Origin of the sequence: Aureimonas sp. AU4 (genome assembly GCF_001463765.1) — a bacterium.
In the GTDB taxonomy this organism is placed as follows: Bacteria; Pseudomonadota; Alphaproteobacteria; order Rhizobiales; family Rhizobiaceae; genus Aureimonas.
The window spans coordinates 1-22,843 of sequence record NZ_BBWK01000031.1 but is presented as its reverse complement, the minus strand read 5'-3'; the positions used below and the strand labels follow the sequence as shown (position 1 = coordinate 22,843).

General features: G+C 71.7%; 24 protein-coding genes. 12 read left to right on the top strand and 12 right to left on the bottom strand.

What is annotated here, in order from left to right:
* The first annotated feature begins 62 nt into the window (after positions 1-62).
* The 3 genes from AUL35_RS10670 (at position 63) to AUL35_RS10660 (ending at position 2,948) form a co-directional block, all read left to right on the top strand.
* Positions 63-860: an exonuclease domain-containing protein gene (locus AUL35_RS10670; protein ID WP_062014624.1), complete on the top strand. Its 798-nt coding sequence runs from the start codon at positions 63-65 to the stop codon at positions 858-860.
* 71 nt (positions 861-931) lie between these two features.
* Positions 932-2,593: a cisplatin damage response ATP-dependent DNA ligase gene (locus AUL35_RS10665; protein ID WP_062014623.1), complete on the top strand. Its 1,662-nt coding sequence runs from the start codon at positions 932-934 to the stop codon at positions 2,591-2,593.
* An 85-nt stretch (positions 2,594-2,678) separates the two neighbouring features.
* Positions 2,679-2,948, top strand: a complete 270-nt coding sequence (locus AUL35_RS10660) for a DUF6460 domain-containing protein (protein ID WP_062014622.1) — start codon at positions 2,679-2,681, stop codon at positions 2,946-2,948.
* Positions 2,949-2,961: 13 nt separating this feature from the next.
* Here the strand turns inward: AUL35_RS10660 and AUL35_RS10655 are convergent, their stop codons facing one another.
* The 4 genes from AUL35_RS10655 to AUL35_RS10640 are packed head-to-tail and all read right to left on the bottom strand — an operon-like array spanning position 2,962 to position 6,386.
* The gene (locus tag AUL35_RS10655) at positions 2,962-3,861 is read right to left on the bottom strand and encodes a histone deacetylase (RefSeq protein WP_062014621.1); all 900 of its coding nucleotides are present in this window, start codon (positions 3,859-3,861) and stop codon (positions 2,962-2,964) included.
* Positions 3,862-3,883: 22 nt separating this feature from the next.
* The gene (locus AUL35_RS10650) at positions 3,884-5,002 is read right to left on the bottom strand and encodes a quinone-dependent dihydroorotate dehydrogenase (RefSeq protein ID WP_062014620.1); all 1,119 of its coding nucleotides are present in this window, start codon (positions 5,000-5,002) and stop codon (positions 3,884-3,886) included.
* Complete coding sequence (locus AUL35_RS10645; protein ID WP_062014619.1) at positions 4,999-5,352, bottom strand: DUF952 domain-containing protein; 354 nt, start codon at positions 5,350-5,352, stop codon at positions 4,999-5,001. The genes AUL35_RS10650 and AUL35_RS10645 overlap by 4 nt, the downstream gene beginning before the upstream one ends.
* A gap of 32 nt (positions 5,353-5,384) precedes the next feature.
* Complete coding sequence (locus tag AUL35_RS10640) at positions 5,385-6,386, bottom strand: alpha/beta hydrolase (protein ID WP_062014618.1); 1,002 nt, start codon at positions 6,384-6,386, stop codon at positions 5,385-5,387.
* 126 nt (positions 6,387-6,512) lie between these two features.
* On the opposite strand from AUL35_RS10640, the gene AUL35_RS10635 reads away from it, so the two are divergent.
* The 4 genes from AUL35_RS10635 to AUL35_RS10620 all read left to right on the top strand — a co-directional run bounded on the left by AUL35_RS10635 (position 6,513) and on the right by AUL35_RS10620 (position 9,887).
* Positions 6,513-6,950: a secondary thiamine-phosphate synthase enzyme YjbQ gene (locus AUL35_RS10635; protein ID WP_062014617.1), complete on the top strand. Its 438-nt coding sequence runs from the start codon at positions 6,513-6,515 to the stop codon at positions 6,948-6,950.
* A 91-nt stretch (positions 6,951-7,041) separates the two neighbouring features.
* Positions 7,042-7,497 carry a large conductance mechanosensitive channel protein MscL gene (gene mscL / locus AUL35_RS10630; RefSeq protein WP_062014616.1) on the top strand — a complete coding sequence of 152 codons (456 nt, stop codon included), beginning with the start codon at positions 7,042-7,044 and terminating at the stop codon, positions 7,495-7,497.
* A gap of 117 nt (positions 7,498-7,614) precedes the next feature.
* A complete protein-coding gene (locus AUL35_RS10625; protein WP_062014635.1) occupies positions 7,615-8,784 on the top strand; it encodes a pyridoxal phosphate-dependent aminotransferase in 1,170 nt (389 codons plus the stop codon).
* The gene (locus AUL35_RS10620; protein ID WP_062014615.1) at positions 8,781-9,887 is read left to right on the top strand and encodes an AbrB family transcriptional regulator; all 1,107 of its coding nucleotides are present in this window, start codon (positions 8,781-8,783) and stop codon (positions 9,885-9,887) included. The genes AUL35_RS10625 and AUL35_RS10620 overlap by 4 nt, the downstream gene beginning before the upstream one ends.
* Before the next feature lie 64 nt (positions 9,888-9,951).
* Here AUL35_RS10620 and hemA read toward each other — a convergent pair whose 3' ends face one another.
* The 3 genes from hemA to AUL35_RS10610 form a co-directional block, all read right to left on the bottom strand.
* Entirely contained in the window at positions 9,952-11,232 is a 1,281-nt protein-coding gene (gene hemA / locus AUL35_RS10615) for a 5-aminolevulinate synthase (protein ID WP_062014633.1), read from the bottom strand.
* Positions 11,233-11,340: 108 nt separating this feature from the next.
* Complete coding sequence (locus AUL35_RS22090) at positions 11,341-11,511, bottom strand: hypothetical protein (protein WP_156417935.1); 171 nt, start codon at positions 11,509-11,511, stop codon at positions 11,341-11,343.
* Positions 11,508-12,425: an NAD(P)-dependent oxidoreductase gene (locus tag AUL35_RS10610; protein ID WP_062014614.1), complete on the bottom strand. Its 918-nt coding sequence runs from the start codon at positions 12,423-12,425 to the stop codon at positions 11,508-11,510. Before AUL35_RS10610 ends, AUL35_RS22090 begins: the two co-directional genes overlap by 4 nt.
* A 51-nt stretch (positions 12,426-12,476) precedes the next feature.
* Between AUL35_RS10610 and AUL35_RS10605 the strand changes: the two genes are divergently transcribed.
* On the top strand, positions 12,477-13,031 hold the full coding sequence (locus tag AUL35_RS10605; RefSeq protein ID WP_062014613.1) for a sugar transferase: 555 nt from the start codon (positions 12,477-12,479) through the stop codon (positions 13,029-13,031).
* Entirely contained in the window at positions 13,018-13,722 is a 705-nt protein-coding gene (locus AUL35_RS10600) for an endonuclease/exonuclease/phosphatase family protein (RefSeq protein ID WP_062014612.1), read from the top strand. The genes AUL35_RS10605 and AUL35_RS10600 overlap by 14 nt, the downstream gene beginning before the upstream one ends.
* Here the strand turns inward: AUL35_RS10600 and AUL35_RS10595 are convergent.
* From AUL35_RS10595 to AUL35_RS10580, 4 genes are all read right to left on the bottom strand, one after another.
* Positions 13,719-14,537 carry an ABC transporter permease gene (locus AUL35_RS10595; protein ID WP_244493736.1) on the bottom strand — a complete coding sequence of 273 codons (819 nt, stop codon included), beginning with the start codon at positions 14,535-14,537 and terminating at the stop codon, positions 13,719-13,721. The genes AUL35_RS10600 and AUL35_RS10595 overlap by 4 nt on opposite strands.
* Positions 14,534-15,436, bottom strand: coding sequence for an ABC transporter permease (locus tag AUL35_RS10590; protein ID WP_062014611.1), 903 nt, complete (start codon positions 15,434-15,436; stop codon positions 14,534-14,536). The genes AUL35_RS10595 and AUL35_RS10590 overlap by 4 nt, the downstream gene beginning before the upstream one ends.
* A 23-nt stretch (positions 15,437-15,459) precedes the next feature.
* Positions 15,460-16,959 (bottom strand): ABC transporter substrate-binding protein, encoded by a 1,500-nt coding sequence (locus AUL35_RS10585; RefSeq protein WP_062014610.1) that lies wholly within the window; start codon positions 16,957-16,959, stop codon positions 15,460-15,462.
* A gap of 95 nt (positions 16,960-17,054) precedes the next feature.
* Positions 17,055-18,830 (bottom strand): chloride channel protein, encoded by a 1,776-nt coding sequence (locus AUL35_RS10580; RefSeq protein ID WP_082666255.1) that lies wholly within the window; start codon positions 18,828-18,830, stop codon positions 17,055-17,057.
* Positions 18,831-18,980: 150 nt separating this feature from the next.
* On the opposite strand from AUL35_RS10580, the gene AUL35_RS10575 reads away from it, so the two are divergent.
* Positions 18,981-19,961 (top strand): malate dehydrogenase, encoded by a 981-nt coding sequence (locus AUL35_RS10575; protein WP_062014609.1) that lies wholly within the window; start codon positions 18,981-18,983, stop codon positions 19,959-19,961.
* A gap of 97 nt (positions 19,962-20,058) precedes the next feature.
* Positions 20,059-20,763, top strand: coding sequence for a cell wall hydrolase (locus tag AUL35_RS23180; protein ID WP_374754490.1), 705 nt, complete (start codon positions 20,059-20,061; stop codon positions 20,761-20,763).
* A 130-nt stretch (positions 20,764-20,893) separates the two neighbouring features.
* Here AUL35_RS23180 and AUL35_RS10565 read toward each other — a convergent pair whose 3' ends face one another.
* On the bottom strand, positions 20,894-21,742 hold the full coding sequence (locus tag AUL35_RS10565) for an oxidoreductase (RefSeq protein ID WP_062014608.1): 849 nt from the start codon (positions 21,740-21,742) through the stop codon (positions 20,894-20,896).
* A 173-nt stretch (positions 21,743-21,915) separates the two neighbouring features.
* Here AUL35_RS10565 and AUL35_RS10560 point away from each other — a divergent pair.
* Positions 21,916-22,843 (top strand): D-alanyl-D-alanine carboxypeptidase family protein (locus tag AUL35_RS10560; protein WP_374754489.1); only part of this gene is annotated, 928 nt, incomplete at its 3' end.

The window sequence follows — 22,843 nt, the reverse complement described above, 5'->3', positions numbered from 1 at the left end:
AGCGCGTCGCGAGCCTTGAGCCCTTGCCGCGGGGTGGGGACAGCCCGACCTTAGGGCTCCTCATGAGCGACCTCTTTCCCACCAGCCCCCGCACGCCCGACCTCTTTGCCGACGTCGACACCGTGGTGCGCGTCATCGACACCGAAACCGCCGGGCAGCGGCTGGAGGAGGACGCGGTGATCGAGATCGGCTCGGTCGACATCGACCTGGCCACGGGCCGCATCTTCAATCCGCTGGAAACGCTGTGCGACCCGGCCGGCGTTCCGATCAACCCGCATGCGCGCCGCGTCCACCATATCAGCGACGAGATGCTGGAGGGCGCGCCGGCCCTCGGGGAGGTGATCGGCACCTTTGCGGGCGCCTCGACCTACGCCGCCCAGCGCGCGAGCTTCGACCGGGCGCGCCTGCGCCTGCCCGGTCAGTGGCTCTGCACCTACAAGCTGGCGCTGCGCGCCTTTCCGGGCGTGCGGGCCCACGGGCTGCAGTCGCTGGTCAAGTACCTGCCGCTCGACCTTTCCGACGTGCGCCCGCTTCTGGAGGGCTCGCACGCCCACCGCGCGCTTTACGACGCGCTCTGCACCGCCGTGCTCCTGCGGCGCATCGCGGCCGAGCTCATGCCGCGCTGTCGCGACGCCGCCGACTTCCTGGAGCGCGCCGGCCGCGTTTCCGCCGAGCCGGCGCTGCTCGCGCGCCTGCGCTTCGGCCGCCACAAGGGCGCGAGCCTGGCCGAGGTGCCGACCGACTATCTCGAGTGGCTGGTCGCCGAGCCGGGCATGGACGCCGACGCCGTTTACACGGCCCGCCATCACCTGCGCCTTCGTCTGCGCGGGCGCTCGCTCGAGGCTGCCGCCGCCGAATAGGCGCTGGTGCCGGCGGGCGCGCACGCTATCTGCCCTTCTCCATCCGCGACCCGAAGGCCTCCCGACCCGCCGTGCAGCGCTTCGCCGAACTCCTCGACCGCCTGGTCCTGACGCCCTCGCGCAACGGCAAGCTCAAGCTGATGGCGGACTATTTCCGCACCGTGCCCGATCCCGAGCGCGGCTGGGCGCTGGCGGCGCTGACGGGCGAACTCGACATCCGCTCGGTCAAGCCGGCCATGCTGCGCGACCTGATGCTCGACCGGATGGACGAGGTCCTGTTCGGCTATTCCTACGACTATGTGGGAGACCTGGCCGAGACGATCGCCCTCGTCTGGCCGGCGCCCCACGACGGCACGGGCCCCTTGCGCAACGACGTGCCCTCGCTGTCCGAGGTGATCGGCGCCCTGGCGCAGGCGACGCGCGTCGAGGGCCCGAAGCTGGTGGCCGAATGGCTCGACCGGCTGGACTCCTCGGGCCGCTACGCGCTTCTGAAGCTCGTCACCGGGCAACTGCGCGTCGGCGCCTCCTCGCGCCTTGCCAAGCAGGCGCTGGCCGACTTCGGGAACAAGGACATCACGGAGATCGAGGAGCTCTGGCACGGCCTCGACGCGCCCTATCTCACGCTGTTCGACTGGCTGGAGGGACGCACCGAGAAGCCCGTCTCGGCCGCGCGCAGCCCGTTCCGGCCGGTCATGCTCTCGCAGCCGCTGGAGGAGCCGGACTACGGCCGCATCAGCCCGGACGACTATGCCGCCGAATGGAAGTGGGACGGCATCCGCGTGCAGGCCACGAGCGAGGCCGGCGTGAAGCGCCTTTATTCGCGCACCGGCGACGACATCTCGGGCGCCTTTCCGGACCTCACCGAGGCGATGGCGTTCGAGGGCTCTATCGACGGCGAGCTTCTGGTGGCGAGGCCGGGCGGCGGGGGAGAGCCGCTTCTCGACCCGCACGGGTCGCAGCTTCGCGACGACATCGTGGTCGGCACCTTCTCCGACCTCCAGCAGCGCCTCAACCGCAAGAGCGTGTCGCTCGCCGTCCAGCGCAAGCATCCGGTCTTCCTGCGCGTCTACGATCTCCTTCAGGACGGGGGCGACGATCTGCGCGCCTTGCCCTTCGCCGAGCGGCGCGAGCGGCTGGATCGCTTCATGGCCAGGCTCGAGCCGACGCGCTTCGACGTCTCGCCCTTCATCCCGTTCAGGAGCTTCGAGGACCTTTCGCGCGCGCGCAGCCATCCGCCCCATGCGGTGATCGAGGGCTTGATGCTGAAGCGCTGGGACAGCGCCTACGTGCCCGGCCGCCCGAAGGGGCCCTGGTTCAAGTGGAAGCAGGACCCGCACGTCATCGACGCGGTACTGATGTACGCGCAGCGGGGACACGGCAAGCGGTCCTCCTTCTACTCGGACTACACGTTCGGCGTCTGGACCGGGCCGGAGACGGCGCCCGAGCTCGTGCCGGTCGGAAAGGCCTATTTCGGCTTCACGGACGCGGAGCTGAAGCAGCTCGACAAATACGTGCGCGACCATACGACCGAGCGCTTCGGGCCGGTGCGCTCGGTGCGCGCGACGCGAGAGGAGGGGCTCGTGCTGGAGATCGCCTTCGAGGGGCTGCAGCGCTCGCCGCGCCACAAGTCGGGCGTCGCGATGCGCTTCCCCCGCGTCTCGCGCCTGCGCTGGGACAAGCCGTCCTGCGAGGCGGACCGGCTGGAGACGCTGCAGCGCATGCTGCCGGCCTGAGGGCTTCCTTGCATCCGCCACGCTCGCTCTCTACGTCAGGGCAGCTTCGCCCCCGGTCCGGGGGCCGTTCGGATCGAGGATCGTCATGTCGGGTCAGGTCACGCGCTTTCTCGGCGGCTCGCCGCTGTCGGTGATCGTGCGCCTCGCGATCATATCGCTTCTCGTCGGCATCCTCCTGTCCTGGCTGGACCTGCGCCCGCTCGAACTCGTCGACTGGGTGGTGGACCTCGTGCGCTACACGTGGATCTCGATCTTCGGCTCGCTCGGCCGGGCCTGGGAGTATTTCGTGCTGGGCGCGGCGATCGTGGTGCCGGTCTTCCTCGTCTCGCGCCTCCTCAAGACCGGGCGCGGCTGAGCGGACGGAAGCGTCAGCCGAACTCGGCGGCCACGCGGTGCAGGATCGAGTGGCGCCGCGCCAGCGCCTCGATGTCGCGCGAGTAGCCGCCGCCGATGACGCCCGCGACCGGCAGGCCGCGCTCGCGGCAGGTTCCGATCACGCGCCTGTCGCGCTCGGCCAGCCCCGCGTCGCTCAGATGAAGGCGGCCCAGCCGGTCGTCGCGGTGGGGATCGACGCCCGCGTTGTAGAACACGATGTCGGGCCGCGCCTCGCGGATCGCCCGCTCCAGAAGCGCCGGCAGGAGCGCGAGATAGCTCTCGTCCTCCATGCCGTCGGGGAGCGGAACGTCGAGGTCTGAGCGCGCCTTGTCGGTCGGGTAGTTGCGCTCGGCATGGACCGAGAGCGTGAACACGGCCGCGTCGCGCTCGAAGATGCGTGCCGTGCCGTCACCCTGGTGGACGTCGCAGTCGAAGACGAGAACGCGACCGACGTCGCCATCCGCCAGAAGGACGTGCGCGGCCACCGCCACGTCGTTGAAGACCGAGAAGCCCGCGCCTCCCTCGGGGCCCGCATGGTGGCTGCCGCCCGCCGTGTTGCAGGCGAGCCCTCCCTCCAGCGCTAGGCGCGCGGCGAGCACCGTTCCGCCCACCGCGCAGGCCGAGCGCATGGCGACGCGTTCGTCCACCGGAAAGCCGATCACCTTCTCGCGCTCGCGCGAGACGCGCTGCGTCAGCACCGCCTCGACATAGGCCGGGTCGTGTGCGAGCTCGAGCCAGCTGGGCAGCGCGGGGGCGGGCACCTGGAAGCCCCCGGGCGCCACCAGACCGTCCTCCACCAGGATCTCGGCCAGCCGCGTGAACTTTCGCATCGGGAAGCGATGCGCGGGATCGAACTCGGCGTCGAAGGCCGGGTGGTGGATCAGCGGGGGCAAGGGGCGGGTCTCGCGAATCGCGTCAGGCGCGCTGGACCTCCCAGCCGAGCGGCGGGTCGCGGGCGAGGATCTCGTCGACCTTGGTATCCCTGATCTGGCGGATCGAGTCGGAGCCGGTCTTGTCGAGGTAGCGGATCATGCCCTTGAGAACGCGGATCGGCAGCTCCGGCCCGCCGTAGATCAGGGACGTGTAGAGCTGCACGAGGTCGGCGCCCGCCTCCATCTTGCCAAGCGCGGTGCGCGCGCTCTCCACCCCGCCCGCGCCGATCAGCGGGAAGTCGGGTCCGAGCGCCCGCCGGAAGGCGGCCAGCGCGTAGGTCGAGCGCGAGAAGAGCGGGCGTCCCGACAGGCCGCCGGTCTCGTCGGCGAAGCGCCGGCCTTCGACGCCCTGGCGCGACAGCGTCGTGTTGGAGACGATCAGACCGTCCACCTTGCGGCGCAGCGCGGTTTCGGCGATCGCCTCGATCTCGGCGCGCGAGAGGTCGGGCGCGACCTTCACGAAGAGCGGGCGGCGGTCCTCGGCCTGGATCGCGGCCGCCCCGTCGCGCGCGGCCACCGCATGTTCCAGAAGCTCGTCCAGCGCCGAACCCTTCTGCAGGTCGCGCAGGCCCGGCGTGTTAGGCGAGGAGATGTTGACGGTGAGATAGGAGGAGAGCGGCAGGAAGCGGTGGATGCCGGCGACATAGTCGCCGATCCGGTCGCTCGTGTCCTTGTTGGCGCCGATGTTGACGCCGACGATTCCGCCGCGCCGCCGCCGCCCTTCCAGGCGCTCGGCGACATCGGCGTGGCCCTCGTTGTTGAAGCCGAGCCGGTTGATCACCGCAAAGGATTCCGCGAGCCGGAAGATGCGGGGGCGCTCGTTGCCCTCCTGCGGCTGGGGCGTGACGGTGCCAATTTCCACGAAGCCGAAGCCGAGGCGAAGGAGTGCGTCGGGTGCCTCGGCGTTCTTGTCGTAGCCGGCGGCCAGACCCAGCGGGTTGGGAAAATGCAGCCCCGCCACGTCCACGCGCAGCCGCGCATCGAGCGGCAGGTCGTGCCGCTTGAAGAGGCCGCGCTTCAGCGCCTCCAGCGAGAGCGCGTGGGCGCGCTCGGGATCAAGCGCGAAGAGGACCGGACGGGCGAAGCGGTAGAGGCGGCTCACCGGAGGCTGTCCGGGAAGTGATGGCCGTCGCCGTCGCGGTAGTCGATGTCCTCGACGTAGAGCACCGCGTCGAGGCTGAGCGGCTCGTAGAGGTGGGGGAAGAGGGCGCCGCCGCGCGAGGGCTCCCAGCGCAGCGCCCCGCCGAGCACGGCCGGGTCCACCGCCACCATCACCAGCGACCGCTCGTCCGAGAAGTGCTTGGCGGCGGTCTCGCGCACCTGCGCGCCCGTCGAGAAGTGGATGAAGCCGTCCTGACGGTCGACGGCCGAGCCCTCGAAACGTCCGCGATCCTCGGCCTCCAGCCAGAGGTCGCGCGAAAGAAGCTTGTAGATCGGGGCGTGCGGGCTCATGCCTTCCGCGGTGCCAGAGGAGGGGGCGAAAATCAATCCTGCGAGAGGACGCGGGACGATGCGTCGCCGAGGTGACGCAGGAGAAAGGCCGCCATCCGCGCTTCCGAGCGACGTCCCGCCTCCGAGGCGAAGATCTGGAAGACGTGGCAGCCGTCGGGCTGTACGTCGAGTTCGGTCCGGTTGCCGGCCGCGAGCCAGCGCGCGGCCATGAACAGCGTGTCGTCAAGGAGAAGGTCGCGCGTGCCCACGCTGAAGAGCGCGGGCGGCAGGCGCTCCAGGCCGGCATAGAGCGGCGAGACCGCCGGATCGCGCAAGGAGACGCCCTCCGGCACGAAGCGCTCGACGAACTCCACCACGTCCTGCGTGTTGAGGACGAGGCGCTCGGCTCCGAAGGAGCGCACCGAAGGCGTCAGCGACAGGTCGTAGGCGCCCGCCACGAGGTTGACGGCGCGAAACGGCGTCTGGTCGTGCCGGTCGCGCAGGCGCAGGAGGACGAGAACCGACAGATGCGCGCCGGCCGACTCGCCGCCGATGGCCAGCCGGTCCAGCGGCGCGCCCTCCACCTCGCCGCGCAGGAGCGCCAGCGCCGCGTCCTCGCAGTCGTCCGGCGCGGCGGGGAAGGGATGCTCGGGCGCGAGCCGGTAGTCCACCGATACGCTGACGAGCCCAGTGGCCTCCACGAGGCGCCGGAGCCGCCCGTCGTTCTCGGCCGCCTCGCCGAAGACCCAGCCCCCGCCGTGGATGTGGAGATAGGTGCCGATCGCGGTCCGCCCTGTGGGCCGCAGCACGCGCAAGGGAATGGCGTTCCCGCCGCGCCCGCGCACGCTCGCCGTGGTGGCGTCCCGGTCCGGCTGGAGCCCCGGAAACACGCCGCGCCCCTCGCGCCGCGCCCGGCGCACCGTCTCCAGCGGCAGGTCCCAGGCGCTCGGCATCGAGGCCTGGAAGCCCTCGATCTCGGCGTTGATGCGCTTCAGCTCGGCGTCTCCCGCTTCCAGCGCGAAGGGCGCGGCCGCGATCAGCTTCTCGTCGGTCATGGGTCTGGCGCTCCGGCTGGGTCTTCGCCTGCAACCGGAGGCCGAGGCCGACGGTTGCCTGAAAACCTGGCCAAGAATAGCGCGCCGCCCTCCGGCCGCTATGCCTCCCACGCGGATCCACGCCTCATGCAGACGCCCGACCAGCAGTTCATCGCGACGCTCCGCTTCGAGACGCGGGGACGCGGCCTTCAGGACATCACCGCTCCGCTCGCCGCCCGGCTGCGCGAGGAGGGGGCGGGCGACGGCCTCCTGACGGTGTTCCTGCGCCACACCTCGGCCTCGCTGACCATCCAGGAGAATGCCGACCCGGACGTGCGCACCGATCTCCTTTCCGCCTTCGACCGCCTCGCGCCCGAGAACGCGCCTTACGTCCACACGATCGAGGGACCCGACGACATGCCGGCCCACATCAAGTCCGTTCTTTCGGGCGTCAGCCTGTCGGTGCCGGTGCAAGGCGGGCGGATGATGCTCGGCACGTGGCAGGGCCTCTATCTCTTCGAGCACCGTCGCCGTCCCCACCGGCGCGAGGTCGCGCTGCATTTCCTGGGGACGAAGCGGAACTGAGGGGCAAGCGGGTTACCCGCCTTGGTTGCCTTGGCGGCCGGTTGCGGTCACTCTTTCGTGTGGCTGCCTTAGCTCACAAGGAGAACCGTCCGTGCTCAAGGAGTTTCGCGAGTTCGCCCTCAAGGGTAACATGGTCGACCTGGCCATCGGCATCATCATCGGCGCGGCCTTTTCGGGCCTCGTCAACTCGGTGGTGGCCGACCTCTTCATGCCCGTGATCGGTCTGGTCACCGGCGGCGTCGACTTCACCAACAAGTTCGTCGCCCTGTCCTCGAACGTCACGGCCACCAGCCTCGCCCAGGCGCGCGAGCAGGGGCCGGTCCTCGCCTACGGCAACTTCCTCACGCTCCTCATCAACTTCGTGATCGTCGCCTTCGTGCTCTTCATGGTCGTGAAGGGCATGAACCGGCTGAAGCGCCGCGAGGAGGCCAAGCCCGCCGAGGAAAAGAAGGTGCCGCGCGAGGAGGAACTCCTGGAGGAGATCCGCGACCTCCTGGCGAGCGGACGCGGGGCGCGTCCCGGCCAGGTGCCCGGCATCGGTCTTTGACGGCGTCCGCCGCCGGGGGTTGACGCCGGGCGGCGGAAGGCGGAGCAGAACGGCTGCCGGCTCGGGCGCTTCGTGGCGCGGGCCGGCATCCCGCCCGCACTGCCCTTCCGGATGCCCATGAGCCATCTCCAACGCCTGCGCCCCGCCGCCCTCGCCGCGCCCGAGAGCGGCATCGTCCGGGTGATCAACCATGCGCGCGGCCGCGAGGGCCTGATCCCGCTCTGGGCGGGCGAGGGGGACCTCGCGACACCCGCCTTCATCTCGGATGAGGCGGCGCGGAGCCTGGCGGCGGGCGAAACCTTCTACACCTGGCAGCGCGGCATCCCCGAGCTGCGCGCAGCGCTCGCCTCCTACATCACGCGCCTCTACGACCGGCCGACGCGCCCGGAGCGCATCTTCGTGACGGGCTCGGGCATGCACGCCATCCAGACCGCGATCGCGGCGCTGGCGGGCGAGGGCGACGAGATCGTCTTCGTCGCCCCGCTCTGGCCGAACTTCGCGGCCGCCGCCGGACTTGCCGGCGCGCGGCCCGTCGAGGTGCCGCTCGTGATCCGCGACGGCGCGTGGCAGCTCGACCTCGGCGCGCTCGCGGCGGCGCTGACCCCCCGCACCCGCGCGATCTTCCTGAACACGCCCAACAATCCGACCGGCTGGACGGCGGATGCCGAAACGATCCGGGCGGTGCTGGCGCTCGCGCGCGAGCGCGGCATCTTCGTGATCGCCGACGAGATCTATGCCCGCTTCTTCTATGCCGGCGCGCGCGCGCCCTCGTTCCACGACGAGATGCGCGACGACGACCCGGTGATCTTCGTCAACTCCTTCTCCAAGAACTGGGCGATGACGGGCTGGCGTGTCGGCTGGATCGAGGCGCCGGCCGAGTTCGGCGACCTGATCGAGAACCTCGTGCAATATTCCAACTCGGGCGTCGCCGCCTTCCTGCAGCGCGGCGCAGTGGCCGCGATCGAGGAGGGCGAGAGCTTCGTCGCGAGCCAGGTCGAGAGGGCCCGCATCGCCCGCGACCTCTTCTGCGACGCGCTTCTCGCGACCAACCGCGTGCGCCTCGTCAAGCCGGAGGGCGCCTTCTACACCTTCTTCGCGATCGACGGCATCGAGGACGGCATGACGGCGGCGATGCGCATCGCCGACGAGGCGAACGTGGGCCTCGCGCCGGGCGCGGCCTTCGGTCCGACATCGCAAAACTACCTGCGCGCCTGCTTCCACCGCCGGCTCGACGAGGTGGAGGAGGCTGCCGGCCGGCTCGTTCGCTGGATCGGATCGGCGGCGTGAGCGCGCTCGCGGCGCGGGGCAGCGCCGCGCGCCTCGGCTTGACCCTGCTGGTCGGCGCGGGCGGCGGTGCGCTCGCGACGCTTCTCGACCTGCCGGTGAGCTGGCTGCTCGGCTCGACGCTGGCGGTCGCCGTGGCAAGCCTGTCGGGCCTGCGCATCCTCCTGCCCAACAGGTTGCGCGACCTCGTGTTCTTCGTCCTCGGCATCCAGGCCGGCTCGGGCGTCACGCCCGAGGTGCTGGGACAGCTCGCGCTCTGGCCGCTGTCCTTCGCGATCCAGATGGCGGGCGTCGTGCTGGTCGTGATCGCGACCCGCTTCTTCCTGCAGCGCGTCTTCGGCTGGGATCGCGAGACGGCGCTCTTCGCCGCGATGCCGGGCGCGCTCTCCTTCGTGCTGGCCGCCGCCTCGCAGACGCGCGCCGACATGACCCGCATCGTCGTGGTGCAGTCCATGCGCCTCCTGCTCCTGATCGGCGCGCTGACGCCGCTTCTCGGCTGGCTGGAGGGCGGCGACGTCGTGGCGCAGGGCCTGCGGGGCGGCGCGATCGGCGCGTGGTGGCAGTACCTTCTGCTGATCGGTGTCTGCCTCGCGCTCGCGGCGGTCGGCGTCGCGACCAAGGTGCCGGGCGGCCTCATCCTCGGCGCGATGCTCGGCAGCGCGCTCCTGCACGGTTCGCAGGTCGCGGCGGTCGCCATTCCCAACGAGATCGCGATTCCCGCGCTGGTCATCCTCGGCTGCGTGATCGGCGGTCGGCTGCGCCCCGAGGACCGCGCCTCCATGCTGCCGCTCCTTCCCGCCTCGCTCGGCGCCTTCGTGATCGGCGTCGCCCTATCGGGTCTGGCGGGGCTCGCGGCGCTGGCCGTGCTCGGCATCGACTTCGGCAAGATCGCGCTGGCCTATGCGCCGGGCGCCCTGGAGGCGCTGACGGTGCTCGCCTTCCAGTTCGATCTCGACCCGGCCTATGTCGCCGCGCACCATGTCGTGCGCTTCGTGGCGCTGGCGCTCGCCGTGCCGCTTCTGGCGCGGCGCCTGCCGGTGCGCGAGGCCGAGGTGGCCGGCGAGGCGGCGGCGCGCGACACCGAGGACCCGGCCGAGCGGACCTGAAACAGGACAGGGCCGGACGATCGCTCGTCCGGCCCTGTCGCTCCCTGCGTAGGGGGGCTTCGCTTCAGCCGCCGGCCTGGGCCACGACGAGCGCCGGCATCCGCTCGGGCGCGGGCTCACGGGTGTCCTCGCGCTGCGAGGCGAAGGGGATGCCGAGCGCTTCCCACGTCTCGCACAGCGCCTCGCGCAGGCGCGCCACCAGCGCGTCGTCGTGCAGCGGGGTCGGCGTGATGCGCAGGCGCTCCGTGCCGCGCGGCACGGTCGGGTAGTTGATCGGCTGGATGTAGATGCCGTGGACCTCGAGCAGCCGGTCGCTCGCCCGCTTGCAGAGGTCGGGATCGCCCACCAGCACCGGCACGATGTGCGTGTCGGACGGCATGACCGGCAGGTCCGCCTCGGCGAGGTTCCGCTTCACGGTGGCCGCCTGCCGCTGCTGGCCGGCGCGTTCCGTGCCCGACGCCTTGAGGTGGCGGATCGAGGCCGTGGCGGCGGCGGCGAGGGCCGGGGGCAGGGCGGTGGTGAAGATGAAGCCGGGCGCATAGGAGCGCACCGCGTCGATCACGGCGCGCGAGCCGGCGATGTAGCCGCCGAGCACGCCGTAGGCCTTGGCGAGCGTGCCCTCGATCACGTCGAGGCGATCGGCAACGCCGTCGCGCTCCGTGATGCCGCCGCCCGTCGCGCCGTACATGCCGACCGCGTGGACCTCGTCGATATAGGTCATCGCGTTGTAGCGGTCGGCGAGGTCGCAGATCTCGCGGATCGGCGCGACGTCGCCGTCCATGGAGTAGACACTCTCGAAGACGATGAGCTTGGGCCGCGCCGGATCGGCGGCGGCCAGCAGTTCTTCCAGATGCGCGAGGTCGTTGTGCCGGAACACCTGCTTGCGCACGCCGGACTTGCGCACGCCCTCGATCATCGAAGCGTGGTTCAGCTCGTCCGACAGGATCAGGCAGTCGGGCAGGAGCTTGGCGATGGTCGAGATCGACGCCTCGTTCGACACGAAGCCCGACGTGAAGACGAGGGCTGCCTCCTTGCCGTGGAGGGCGGCGAGCTCGCGCTCCAGCTCCACCAGCGGATGGCTCGTGCCCGAGATGTTGCGCGTGCCGCCCGCGCCCGAGCCGAGCCCTTGCGCGGTCGTCGTCATCGCGTCGATGACGCTCGGGTGCTGGCCCATGCCGAGATAATCGTTGGAGCACCAGACCGTGATCTCGCGGCTCGCGCCCTCGTGCCGCCAGAGGGCGACCGGAAAGCGGCCTGCGATACGCTCGAGATCGGCGAAGACACGGTAGCGCTTCTCGGCATGAAGAGCTTCGATCGCCGCTTCGAAGTGCGAATGGTAGTCGATCATGCGGGACTCCTTCATGAGAAGGGTTCTAGGCTTCCCGGCTTCCCGAGTCCACTTGGACAGACGGTCCCAGGACCGGAGCGTCCGCGAAGCACGCATGCAGCGGCCTCATGGCTCGCCGGCGGGCTCCTCGGCTTCCGCCTCGTCGCGGCCGCTCTCGCCCGGCTCGCGGCGGGCCTTGGCCTGCGCCTTGCGCCGCTTGAGGTTCTCGCGCAGCTGCTCCTCGAGCCGCTTCTGCCGCTGCAGCTTGGCGGGATCCTTCGGCTCGTGGTCGCTCATGGCCTGGCTCCGATGCGTTCGAGTTCGCGGACCATCCGCCGCTCGTCCCAGCCGAGCGCCTCCAATGCGTCCGCCTGCGGGCGCCAGCCGGTCTCGCGGCGGAACCGGTCGTTGCGAAAGACGAGGCTCTCCTCGATCCGCCGCCAGGCTTCGCCGCGCCCGAGAAGGCGCGCCACCGTGCGGGGCAGCGCGCCGGGCAGCGGCAGCGGGGCCGCGCCGCGCATCGCGCCCGCCATCGCGCGCAAGGTGGGCGCCTCGTCGGCCGCCACGAGATAGGCGCCGCTCAGCGCCTCGCCCTCCAGCGCCAGCGCGAAGGCCTCCAGCGCGTCGCCGAGCCATAGGATGCTGCGCCGTCCCCCTTGCGGAACGGGCAGCGGCACCGGCAGGCGCGAAAGCTTGGCGAGTTTGGCGATCGCCCCCGCTCCGCCGGGGCCGAAGACCGGCGGCAGACGCAGGGCGACGCCGCGCGTCGCGCTTCCCCGCAGCGCCTCGGCCAGCTCGGCCTCGGCGGCGAGCTTCGAGGCGGCGTAGCTGTTTTGCGGCGCGATGCGCTCGCCTTCCGCGACCGGCGCCTCGCCGAGGCCGTGGACGAGGCCGGTCGAGGCCATCACCACGACGCGGGCGCCCTCGCTTGCCGCCCGGCCTGCCAGCGCCCGCGTCGCGTGCGCGTTGGCTGCCATCAGCGCGGCGTCGTCCTGCGCCTCGCGCGTGCCGCGCGCGGGGTTGAGCGCGGCCAGATGCGCCACCGCCTCGATGTTCTCCGGCCAGCCCGCCCAGTCGCGCACCGCGCGAAGGTCGCTGGGTGCGCCGCCCCGGCCGCGCAGGAGCGGCACGACATCGTGGCCGCGGGCCCGCAGGAAGGGCAGGAGATGGCGGCCGATGAAGCCGCCGGAGCCGGTCAGAAGAATGCGCAAGCGGGGAAGCGGTCCTTGTTTCCGGCCGGGTTATCCGGCAATCGAAACGCCATGAAGCGCCTCTTCGACATCGTGGCAAGCCTAGGCGGCCTCCTTCTTCTCGGCTGGCTGATCGCTTTTCTCGTGGTTCTCGTCCGGCGCGACAGCGCGGGGCCGGGCCTGTTCCGACAGGAACGGGTCGGGCGGAACGGCGCGCCCTTCATCTGCCTGAAGCTGCGGACCATGCGGGTGGACACGGTCTCGGCCGCCTCGCACGACACGCCCGCCTCGGCCGTGACGCCGCTCGGCGCCCGGCTGCGTCGCTGGAAGCTCGACGAACTGCCCCAGCTCTGGAACGTGCTGCGCGGCGAGATGAGCTTCGTGGGCCCGCGCCCCTGCCTGCCGATCCAGCGCGAGCTGGTCGAGGAGCGGCGCCGGCGCGGCGTCCTGGCGCTGCGTCCCGGCATCACGGGTCTCGCCCAGGTCCAGGGCATCGACATGCGCGACCCCGTGCGCCTCGCCGAGATCGACGCGCGCTACCTCGCCACGCGCTCCTTTCTCGGCGATCTCGCGCTGATCCTGCGAACGGTGGCGGGCGGGGGGCAGGGCGACCGTGTCGCGAACTGAGGAAACCCCGCGCGCCGCGCCGCTGCGCTGCCTGACCTGGAACCTCCACGGCTTCATCGGCGAGGGGCGCCGGCCCGACCCCGAGCGGACCCTGCGCGTCATCCGCGAGGTCGGGGCCGACGTCGCGGCGCTGCAGGAGGTCGACGGGCGCACGCATCTCGGCCGCCTGCCGCGCGCCTTCGAGCGCCTCGCCGAAGGGCTCGGCGGATACGTCCTCGAGGCGCGCCTCTACGGCGAGGGCGAGTGTGCCTATGGCCATGTCCTGTGGAGCCGCTATCCCTTGCACGGCGAGGTCGTGCTTCTGCCCGGTCCGGGCTTCGAGCCGCGCGGCGCGATCCGCGCGAGCGTCGCGACGCCGCACGGATCGCTCACCGTGCTCGCCACGCATTTCGGCCTGCGCCCTCGCGCGCGGCGCCGGCAGGCCGAGGCCGTGGCGAGCCTCGTCGGTCCCGGCCCGACGATCGCGCTCGGCGACCTCAACGAATGGAACCCGGCGGGCGGGGTGGATCGGCGCCTGCGCGCCGCCCTGCCGGAGCGCGCGGCGCTTCCCTCGTGGCCGGCGCGCCGCCCGCTCACACCGCTCGACCGCGTCTATGCGGGCGGGGGCGCGCGCATTCTCGAGGCGCGGACGGTTCCCGCCACGCGTCCCGCTTCGGACCACCTGGGCCTCGTCGTCGAACTCGAGTTCTAGCGCTCCCGGCGCGGGTCGAGGAGATCGCGCAACCCGTCGCCGGCGAGGTTGAAGGCGAGCACCAGAAGCGCGATCGCGCCGGCGGGGGCGGCCAGAAGCCAGGGCGCGGGGCCGAGATAGGTCTGCGCGTCGGCCAGCATCCGCCCCCAGGAGGGGGCCGGCGGCGGCTCGCCGACGCCGATGAAGGAGAGGCCGGCCTCGGTGATCACGGCCAGGCCCATCTGGATCGAGGCCTGCACGGCGATCTCGCCGCCGATGCCCGGCAGGACGTGGCGCCACAGGATGCCGACGGGCGGAACGCCGAGCGCGCGTGCGGCCTGCACGAAATCCTGCGCGAGAACCCGCCGCGCCCCGTTTCGCGCGACGCGCGCAAAGACCGGCAGCGTGAAGAGGGCGATGGCGGCGATGGCGCTTCCCCGTCCCGTGCCGAGCGCCGCGCCGAGCATCAGTGCGGACAGAACGGGCGGAAAGGCGAAGACGAGGTCCATGAGCCGCATCAGCGCGGCTTCCCCGCGCCCGCCGCGCGAGGCGGCCGCAAGGCCGATCGCCGTGCCGGCGGCCGCGCCGATCAGAACCGAGGCGAGCGCCACCGCGAGCGTCGGCCCCGCGCCGAGCATCAGGAGCGAGAGCGTGTCGCGCCCCAGCGCATCGGTGCCGAGCCAGGCCTCCACGCCGGGCGCCTGGAAGCGCAGCCGCATGCGCAGCCGCAGGGGCTCGGCGACGGGCGTCCACCAAAGGGCGAGGAGCGCGAGCGCGCCGGTCAGCGCGAGAAGGAGACCGCCCGCCAGAAGGCGGGGCGGTACCCGTCCCCTCACGGCCGTCCGCTCCAGCGCGGGTCGAGGCGACCAAGCGCGAGGTCGACGAGGGCGTTCACGCCGATCACGGTCGCGACCAGGATCAGCGCGACGGCCTGGAGCGTGACGAGGTCGCGGTTCTGGAGCGACTGGACCGCGAGCTGGCCGAGCCCCGGCAGGGCGAAGACGGTTTCCACCAGCACCGTGCCGCCGACCAGGAACGAGAACTGGAGGCCCATGACGGTCGCGACCGGCACCAGCGCGTTGGGCAGGGCGTGGCGGCGCAGCGCCTCCCCGCGCGACAGGCCCTTGGCGCGCGCCGTGCGCATGAAGTCCTGCGAGCCGACCTCGATCAAGGCGGCGCGCGCGACCCGCGCCAGCACCATGCCCTGCGGCAGCGCCAGCGCCAGCGTCGGCAGCGCGAGGCTGCGCAGCGCGGTAAGAGGGCCCGCGCCCCAGCCGGGAAAGCCGCCCGTCGGCCAGCCGCTCGAACGGCTCGCCAAGAGCACGAGGAAGAGGCCGACCACGAAGGCCGGCAGCGCCGTTCCCGCCTGCGTGGCGAGCGCGGCGAGGCGATCGATCCGGCCGCCGGGCCGGCGCGCCGAAATGAGCCCGAGCGCGAGGCCGATCGCGGCGGCGAGAAGGAAGCTGAGACACGCCAGCGGCAGGGTGAGCGCGAGGCGCGCGGCCACCAGCCCCGAGACCGGCGTGCCGTAGGTCAGCGAGCGGCCAAGGTCGCCGCGCAGCGCGCCTCCCAGCCATTCGAGCCAGCGCAGGAAGAGCGGGCGGTCGAGGCCGAGCTCGAGGCGCAGCGCCGCCAGCGTGTCGGGCCGCGCCGCCGTTCCCAGCATCACCACCGCCGGGTCGCCCGGCAGGGCGTTCGCCGCCCAGAACACGGCGAACGAGGCGCCGAGCAGCATCAGGAGGAAGCCGAGGGCTCCCCTCACGGCTGCCAGCGAACCGCCGTCAGGTCGTTGGCGGCGATCGGCTCGTCGCTCCACAGGCCCGTCAGGCGGCGGTCCCAGACGCCGAGCTTGGGCATGACGAAGAGGTAGAGGGCGGGGAGGTCGTCCGCGAGGATGCGCTGGGCCTTGCCGTAGAGCGCGAAACGGTCCGCGTCGTCGAGCGTCCGCCCGGCCTTGGCGATGGTATGGTCGAAGGCAGGGTTCCGGTAGCCGAAGTAGTAGTCGGGGCGCGCGTAGATATCGAGATCGAGCGGCTCGCCATGGGCGACGATCGTCATGTCGAAGTCATGCCCCTTCAAGACCTGCTCGACCCAGACCGCCGGGAACTCGGTCGGGACGATGCGCAGGGTGACGCCGATCTCGGCCAGAAGCGCCTGCAGCACCTCGGCCGAGCGGGTGGCATAGCTCATCTGCGGCGTGCGGATGGTGGTCTCGAATCCGTCGGGATAGCCCGCCTCGGCCAGAAGCCGCTTGGCCGCCTGCGGATCGTAGGGAACGTGGTTGGCAAGATCGACATAGCCCGGATCGTTGGGCGTGTAATGGCTGCCGATCGGCGTGCCGAGGCCCGACCAGGCGCCCTCGATCACGGCCGCGCGGTCCACCGCCATCATCAGGGCGCGGCGCACGCGCGCGTCGTCGAAGGGCTTGCGGCGCGCGTTCATGCCCGCCACGACCTTCAGCTCCGTGTTGCCGACGACGACCGACAGGCGCTCCTCGCGCTTCAGCTCCTCGACGAGCTCGGGCGCGCCGAACTCGGGAAAGGCGTCCACGGCGCCCGATCGCAGGGCGGCGGCCTGCGCCTGCGGGTCGTTGATGAAACGGAACTCGGCCTCGCGCAGCGCCGGGGCCGGGCCCCAGTAGTTCGGGATGCGCTCCAGGCGCAGCCGGTCGCCCTGGCGCCATTCCGCAAGGCGGAAGGGACCGGTGCCGACCGGTGCCGAGCGGTTGGTTTCGGCGCTGGAGGGCTCCACCATGACGGCCGCCGGCCAGGCGAGATGGTAGAGAAGATCGCCGGAGGGCTCGGCGAGGCGCAGCACGAGCGTGCGCGGATCCGGCGTTTCGACCGCGCGGATCTTGGTGAAGAACTGCTTCTGCGGGTTGATCGAGCCCTCGCCGCGCGCGCGGTCCAGCGTGAACTTGGCGGTCGAGGAATCGAAGGCGACGCCGTTCTGGAACCGCACGCCCTCGCGCAGGGTGAAGGTGACCGTGCGGCCCTCGTCGGAGACGGCCCACTCGGTTGCCAGCTGGGGCAGGACCTGACCGTTCTCGTCGATGCGCGTCAGGCCTTGGAAGACGTTCTGCCAGACGACCTGCCCGATCGCGACCGGCGCCGCCGCCGTCGGGTCGAGGCCGGCGGGTTCGATGTTCATGCCGATGCGAATGCTGTCGCGCGCGTCCTGCGCATGGGCGGAAAGCGCGCCCGTCAGCGCGAGAGCGAGCGCGGCGAGAGCCGGACGCCAGCGGCGGAGGAGGGCCATGGCAGGGTCCCCTAGAATCGAGCGAGCGGCCCGGGGGGCCGCGACGGCGCACAGGCAGCACAGAAGCGCCACCATGTCGAGACGAGGCGAGGGGGTCAGCGCTCGCCGAACAGGTCGCGTTGCGCCTTTTCCAGCTCCTCGGCGTAACGCCGGCGCGCATGGCTTTCGGACAGGACGCCCAGCACCGAGCCGTCGGGCGCCAGAACCACCACCTCGTCGGCGCCGGTCTCGTCGAAGACGTGCATGGCGGTGCGGATGTCGTCGCCCGGCTGGAGCACCGCGTCGTGAAGGCTCATCAGGGTTCCGACCGGCGTCTCGGCCTCCAGCCCCTCGCCGAAGGCGCTCGCGGTCGGCACGATGCCGGCATAGTGGCCGGCGTCGTCGAGCAGCACCACGCGACCGACGGAGCCGAGCGGGAAGCGGCGGCGGAACTCGGCGATCGTCGCGGTCTCGGGAATGGTGCGCGCGTCGCGCCGCATCATGCGGCCGGCCGTGAGCGTGCGCACCCAGCCGACGTCGCGCGCGCTCTTCACGGTCTCGCCGCGCAGATGCAGGCGCCACGTCGAGAAGGAGTAGCCGAAGAGCTCGCGCACGATCAGCGAGGCAATGAGCGAGGCCGCGAGCACCGCGCCCACCAGCGCGAAGTCCTGCGTCGTTTCGAGGACGAGCATGGCCATGGTCATCGGCCCGCCGATCACCGAGACCGCCAGGGCCGCCATGCCCACCACGGCCGCGTCGCCGCCGTCGAGGAGCGGCCGGCCGACGATTGCCGCCAGTCCGGCCGCGAAGAGATGGCCGAGCAGCGTTCCGAGAAACAGAGAGGCGAAGAACAGGCCGCCGCGAAAGCCGAAGCCGAGCGAGACCACCGAAGCGAGCGACTTCAGGAGGAACACCGCCGCCACCAGCCCGATGCCCGCGCCCGCCGCGATGTCGAGATGCATCGCGCCGTGGCCGGCCGAGAGCGTCTGCGGCGAGAGGAGGGCGATCGGCACGAGAAGCAGGCCGCCCACCACCGGCCGCAGCCAGCGCGGCAGCCAGGCGGGGCGGGTGCGCTCCTCCAGAAGCGCGACGAGCCGCATCAGCGCGATGCCGAAGAGCGCGGCCGCCACGCCCAGGCCCGCATAGGCCAGGTAGCTCGCGGTATCGAGCGCGCCGGCCTCGGCGACATGAAGGACGTAGCCCTTGGCGCCGAGCGCCTCGGCGGCGAGCGCGCCGGCGAGCGAGGCCGCGACCACCGGTGCGATCGCGGCCGGCGTATAGGCTCCGATGACGATCTCGAAGGCGTAGAAGGCGCCCACCAGCGGCGCGCCGAAGGCCGCCGCGATGCCGGCCCCCGCGCCCGCGCCCGTCAGCGTGCGGAAGTCGGCGCGGCGCAGCGCGAAGAGGCGTCCGCCGAGCGAGGCCGCGGCGCCCCCCATCTGCGCATAGGCCGCCTCCAGGCCGACCGACGCGCCGAAGCCATTGGAGATCACGGTCTGGCCGGCGATCACGAGACTGTCGCGCCCCGACATGCGCCCGCCATGGAGCGCGTTGGCCTCGACCGCGTCGACGAGCGCCCGCCGCCTCGCCCGCACCGCCAGTCCGAACAGGCCCAGCGCCAGGCCGCCGAGCGGCAGGATCGCGAGCTGCCAGAGCTCCAGCGATGCCTGGGCGCTCAGTCGCTCGGGCTGGGGAAGGCGAAACAGGAGGACCTGGATCGCATAGGCGAGGCGGCTGATCAGGACGGTGAGCGTGCCGCTCGCCCCGCCCACCAGCGCCGCGAGCAGGACGAACCAGATTTCGGAGCGGCGGAACAGGCGGCGCAGCGTTTCGCGCCAGCTCGCCTCGCGCAGGCGCCGGACCCGGCTCCGCAGGGCGTCGGTCGCGCTCAACGACGCGCGTCCGGCCGGTGCGGGCGCCGATTGGATCGATTTGAACGGGGGCGGGGGCGAAGTTCAACTGGCATGGGGACACGGATGGCGTTAGAGGGCGGACGACTCGAGGCCGGAGCCTCCCTCCGGCATGGCAGGAAAGGTCGTACCATGACAGTTGAGCCCAAGCGCATTGCGGTAACCGGCGCGGCCGGACAGATCTGCTACTCCCTTCTGTTCCGCATCGCCAACGGCGACGTCTACGGCAAGGAGACGCCTGTCATTCTGCAGCTCCTCGACCTGCCCCAGGCCCAGAAGGCGGTGCGCGGCGTGGTGATGGAGCTCGAGGACTGCGCCTTCCCGCTTCTCAAGGACGTCGTGATCACGGACGATCCGACGGATGCGTTCCGCGACATCGACGCCGGCTTCTTCGTGGGCTCGCGCCCGCGCACCGCCGGCATGGAGCGCCGCGACCTCCTCAACGCCAACGCCGAGATCTTCCGCACGCAGGGCCGCGCCCTCGACGAGGCGGCCAAGCGCGACGCCAAGGTGATCGTGGTCGGCAACCCGGCCAACACCAACGCCATGATCCTGGCGGCCAACGCGCCGGGCTTCCCGACCGAGAACGTCACCGCGATGCTGCGGCTCGACCACAACCGCGCCCTGACGCAGTTCGCGCAGCGCGGCGGCGTGGGCGTCGACGAGATCCGCAAGTTCGTGGTCTGGGGCAACCATTCGCCCACCATGTTCGCCGACTGGCGCTACGCCACGGCCGCCGGCAAGCCGCTGCCCGACGTGATCGGCGACGAGAGCTGGTACAAGGACACGCTGATCCCGACGGTCGGCAAGCGCGGCGCCGCGATCATCGAGGCGCGCGGCGCGTCGTCGGCCGCCTCGGCCGCCAACGCCGCGATCGACCACATGCGCGACTGGATCCGGGGCTCGGACGGCGACTGGGTGTCGATGGGCATCTCCTCGGACGGCTCCTACGGCATCCCCGAGGGCCTGATGTGCGGCGTGCCCGTGATCTGCTCGAACGGTTCCTACGAGCGCGTCCGGGACCTCGAGATCAACGCCTTCCAGCAGCAGATGCTCGACCGCACGGTGGCCGAGCTCGTGGAAGAGCGCGAGGCGGTCTCGGCGCTTCTGTAGAACGTGACCGCGGGGCGGGGGCGCGTCGGCGCCCCCGAAACCCTCTTTTAAGCGTCCCGGGCGAAACTCGCGCGACAGTCGCGTTCCGAGTTGCCTGATGCCCATCAGCCGCATTCCCGTCTTCCTCCTGCTCGTGGCGCTGGCCGCGCTGGCGAGCGGCTGCGCGCGCGTCCAGCGCATGAGCTCGCAGGAATGCCTCGCCCGGGCGATGTATTTCGAGAGCAACCGGTCGAGCGAGGAGGGGATGCTCGCGGTCGGAACGGTGGTGATGAACCGCCTCCAGTCCGGCAAGTACCCACAGAGCGTCTGCGGCGTGGTGGGGCAGAAGAACCAGTTCGCGCCGGGCGTCCTGTCCAAGCCCATGGACCGAGGCCGCGATCTTGCCATGCAAACGGCGGGGCGCGTCCTGAAGGGCGAGCGCCATCCGCGAGTCGCCAAGGCGATGTTCTTCCACACCGCCGGCTATTCCTACCCCTATTCCAACATGCACTACGTCACGATCCAGGGGGGCAACGCCTTCTACGAGAAGCGCCGCAACGCCACCTCGACGCAAGGCGAGGTCGCCGCGCGCGAGGCGGCAGAACGCGAGGGTCGGCTGCCCTACCAGCCGGCCGCGCGCCAGGTCGTGGTCGCCTCAGCCCCGGCCGCGCCGCCCGCCGCGACGGCGCAGGGCGCCGCGATGCGCCGCGCCGCGCGACAGATCGCGGCGGAAGGCCCCGCCGCCTCGCGGCAGCCGCCGGCCGGCGGGCAGGCTCTCGACACCATGTCGATCGAGGACCTCATCCGCATGAACGGCGGCTGAGATGACCGCCTCATACCAGCGCGCCTTTGTCCTGACCGAGGTCGGGACAAAGGATTCCGCCCATGAGGGCGGACGCCCGTTCGGTCTTGCCTTGCTTTCTCGAACGCGTCCGTTCGAAAGCGCGGCGGTATCAAGCGTCGGGAAAGTCGGCGGACAGCGAGATGTCGCGCAGGCCCTCGATCTGCTCCAGCCGCTCGCGCAGGCGCTGCGTGATGCCCTCGAAGGCCGGCTTGCCGAGCACGAGATGACGCGGCGCCTCCGCCATCTCGGTCGCGCGGATCATCGCCTCGCCGGCGCGGACCGGGTCGCCCGGCTGCTTGCCGCTGATGTCGGACGTGCCCTTGAGCCGCGCGCCGGCGGTCTCGGCATAGTCCTCGATACGGTTCGGCGTCTGGCGCAGCGAGCGGCCCGCCCAGTCGGTGCGGAAGGGGCCGGGCTCGACGCAGGTGACCTTGATGCCGAGCGGCTTGCCCTCAATGGCGAGCGCGTCCGAGAAACCCTCCACCGCGTGCTTGGTGGCGGCGTAGTAGCCCGAGCCGGGATAACCGATGAAGCCGGCCTGCGAGGTGATGTTGAGGACGTGGCCGCTCCGCTGGGCGCGCATCGCGGGCAGGACCGCGCGCGTCATGGCGAAGAGGCCGAAGACGTTGGCGTCGAACTGCTGGCGGATCTCGGCCTCCTCGCCCTCCTCGATCGAGGCCTGGTAGCCGTAGCCGGCATTGTTGACGAGGACGTCGATGCGGCCGAACCGGTCGAGGGCGTCCTTCACGGCGGCGTCGATCTCGGCCTGCTTGGTCACGTCGAGCGTGACCGCCAGCGCCCGGTCGGGCGCGAGCGCGACGAGGTCGGCGAGGCGCGCCTTGTCGCGGGCCGTCACCACCGCGCGCCAGCCACGCCCGAGCACGAGGCGGGCCAGCTCCAGGCCGAAGCCGGTGGAGCAGCCGGTGATGAACCAGACGGGGGCGGTGTTCTCGGCCATGGCTCTTCCTTGTCGGGTCTGACGTCGTCGATCTGGAGGGCGTCCCGCGCGACGGGACGGCGCAGCGTCGCCCGCTATCTGGAACCCTCGGCCTCCCGTGCCAGGGGTTCCCTTACGATCCGCCGCCGCGCCCGAGGGCGCACCCCATCTCCCTCTTCGGGCCTTTGACCGCCGTGCCTCGCTTGTCCTTCGTTCGAGCGCTTCTCGCGCTGCCGATCCTCCTTTCGCTTGCCGCCTGCCAGACCGCCGACCTGTCGCGCGTCGACCTTGCGGCCGGCCTCGTGCCGCCGTCCAAGGCGCCCCGGCTGACGGCCGACGAGGGCGTGCTGGGCACGCGCGTCCCCTCCGCGATCGTCGTCGACCAGGACCGGGGCACCGTTCTCTACGCCGACGACGCCGACGGTCTGCGTCATCCCGCCTCCACCACGAAGCTGATGACGCTTCTTCTGCTTCTGGAGGCGATCGACGCGAAGAAGGTGACGATGGACACGCCGCTCGCGGTTTCCGCCCATGCCGCGTCCCGTCCGCCCTCCAAGCTCGGGCTGCGGCCAGGCTCGACGATCCGCGTGCGCGACGCGCTGCCGGGCCTCGCCGTCCATTCCTCCAACGACGTGGCGAGCGTGGTGGCCGAGAACCTCGGCGGCACCGAGGAGCGCTTCGCCCTGCAGATGACGGCCCGCGCCCGTCAGCTCGGCATGACGCGCACCAACTTCGCCAACGCGTCCGGCCTGCCGGACGAGCGCCAGATCTCGACGGCGCGCGACCTTGCGGTGCTCGGCCTTCACATCCGCAAGCGCTTCCCCGGCATGCGGCCGCTCTTCGCGCAGGAGGGCTTCGATTATAACGGCCGGCACTATCGGGCCACCAACAAGCTGCTTGGGCGCGTCGCCGGCGTCGACGGCATGAAGACGGGCTACGTCAACGCCTCGGGCTACAACCTCGTCGCCAGCGCCCGGCGCGGGGGACGCGGCGTGGTCGTGGTCGTGCTCGGCGGCCAGACGGGCCGGGCGCGGGACGCGCGCGTCGAGAACCTGATCGACACCTATCTCGGGCCCAACGGCGTGGGCGGCAGCCCCGCGCCGGCCCTGGTGGCCGCTGCGC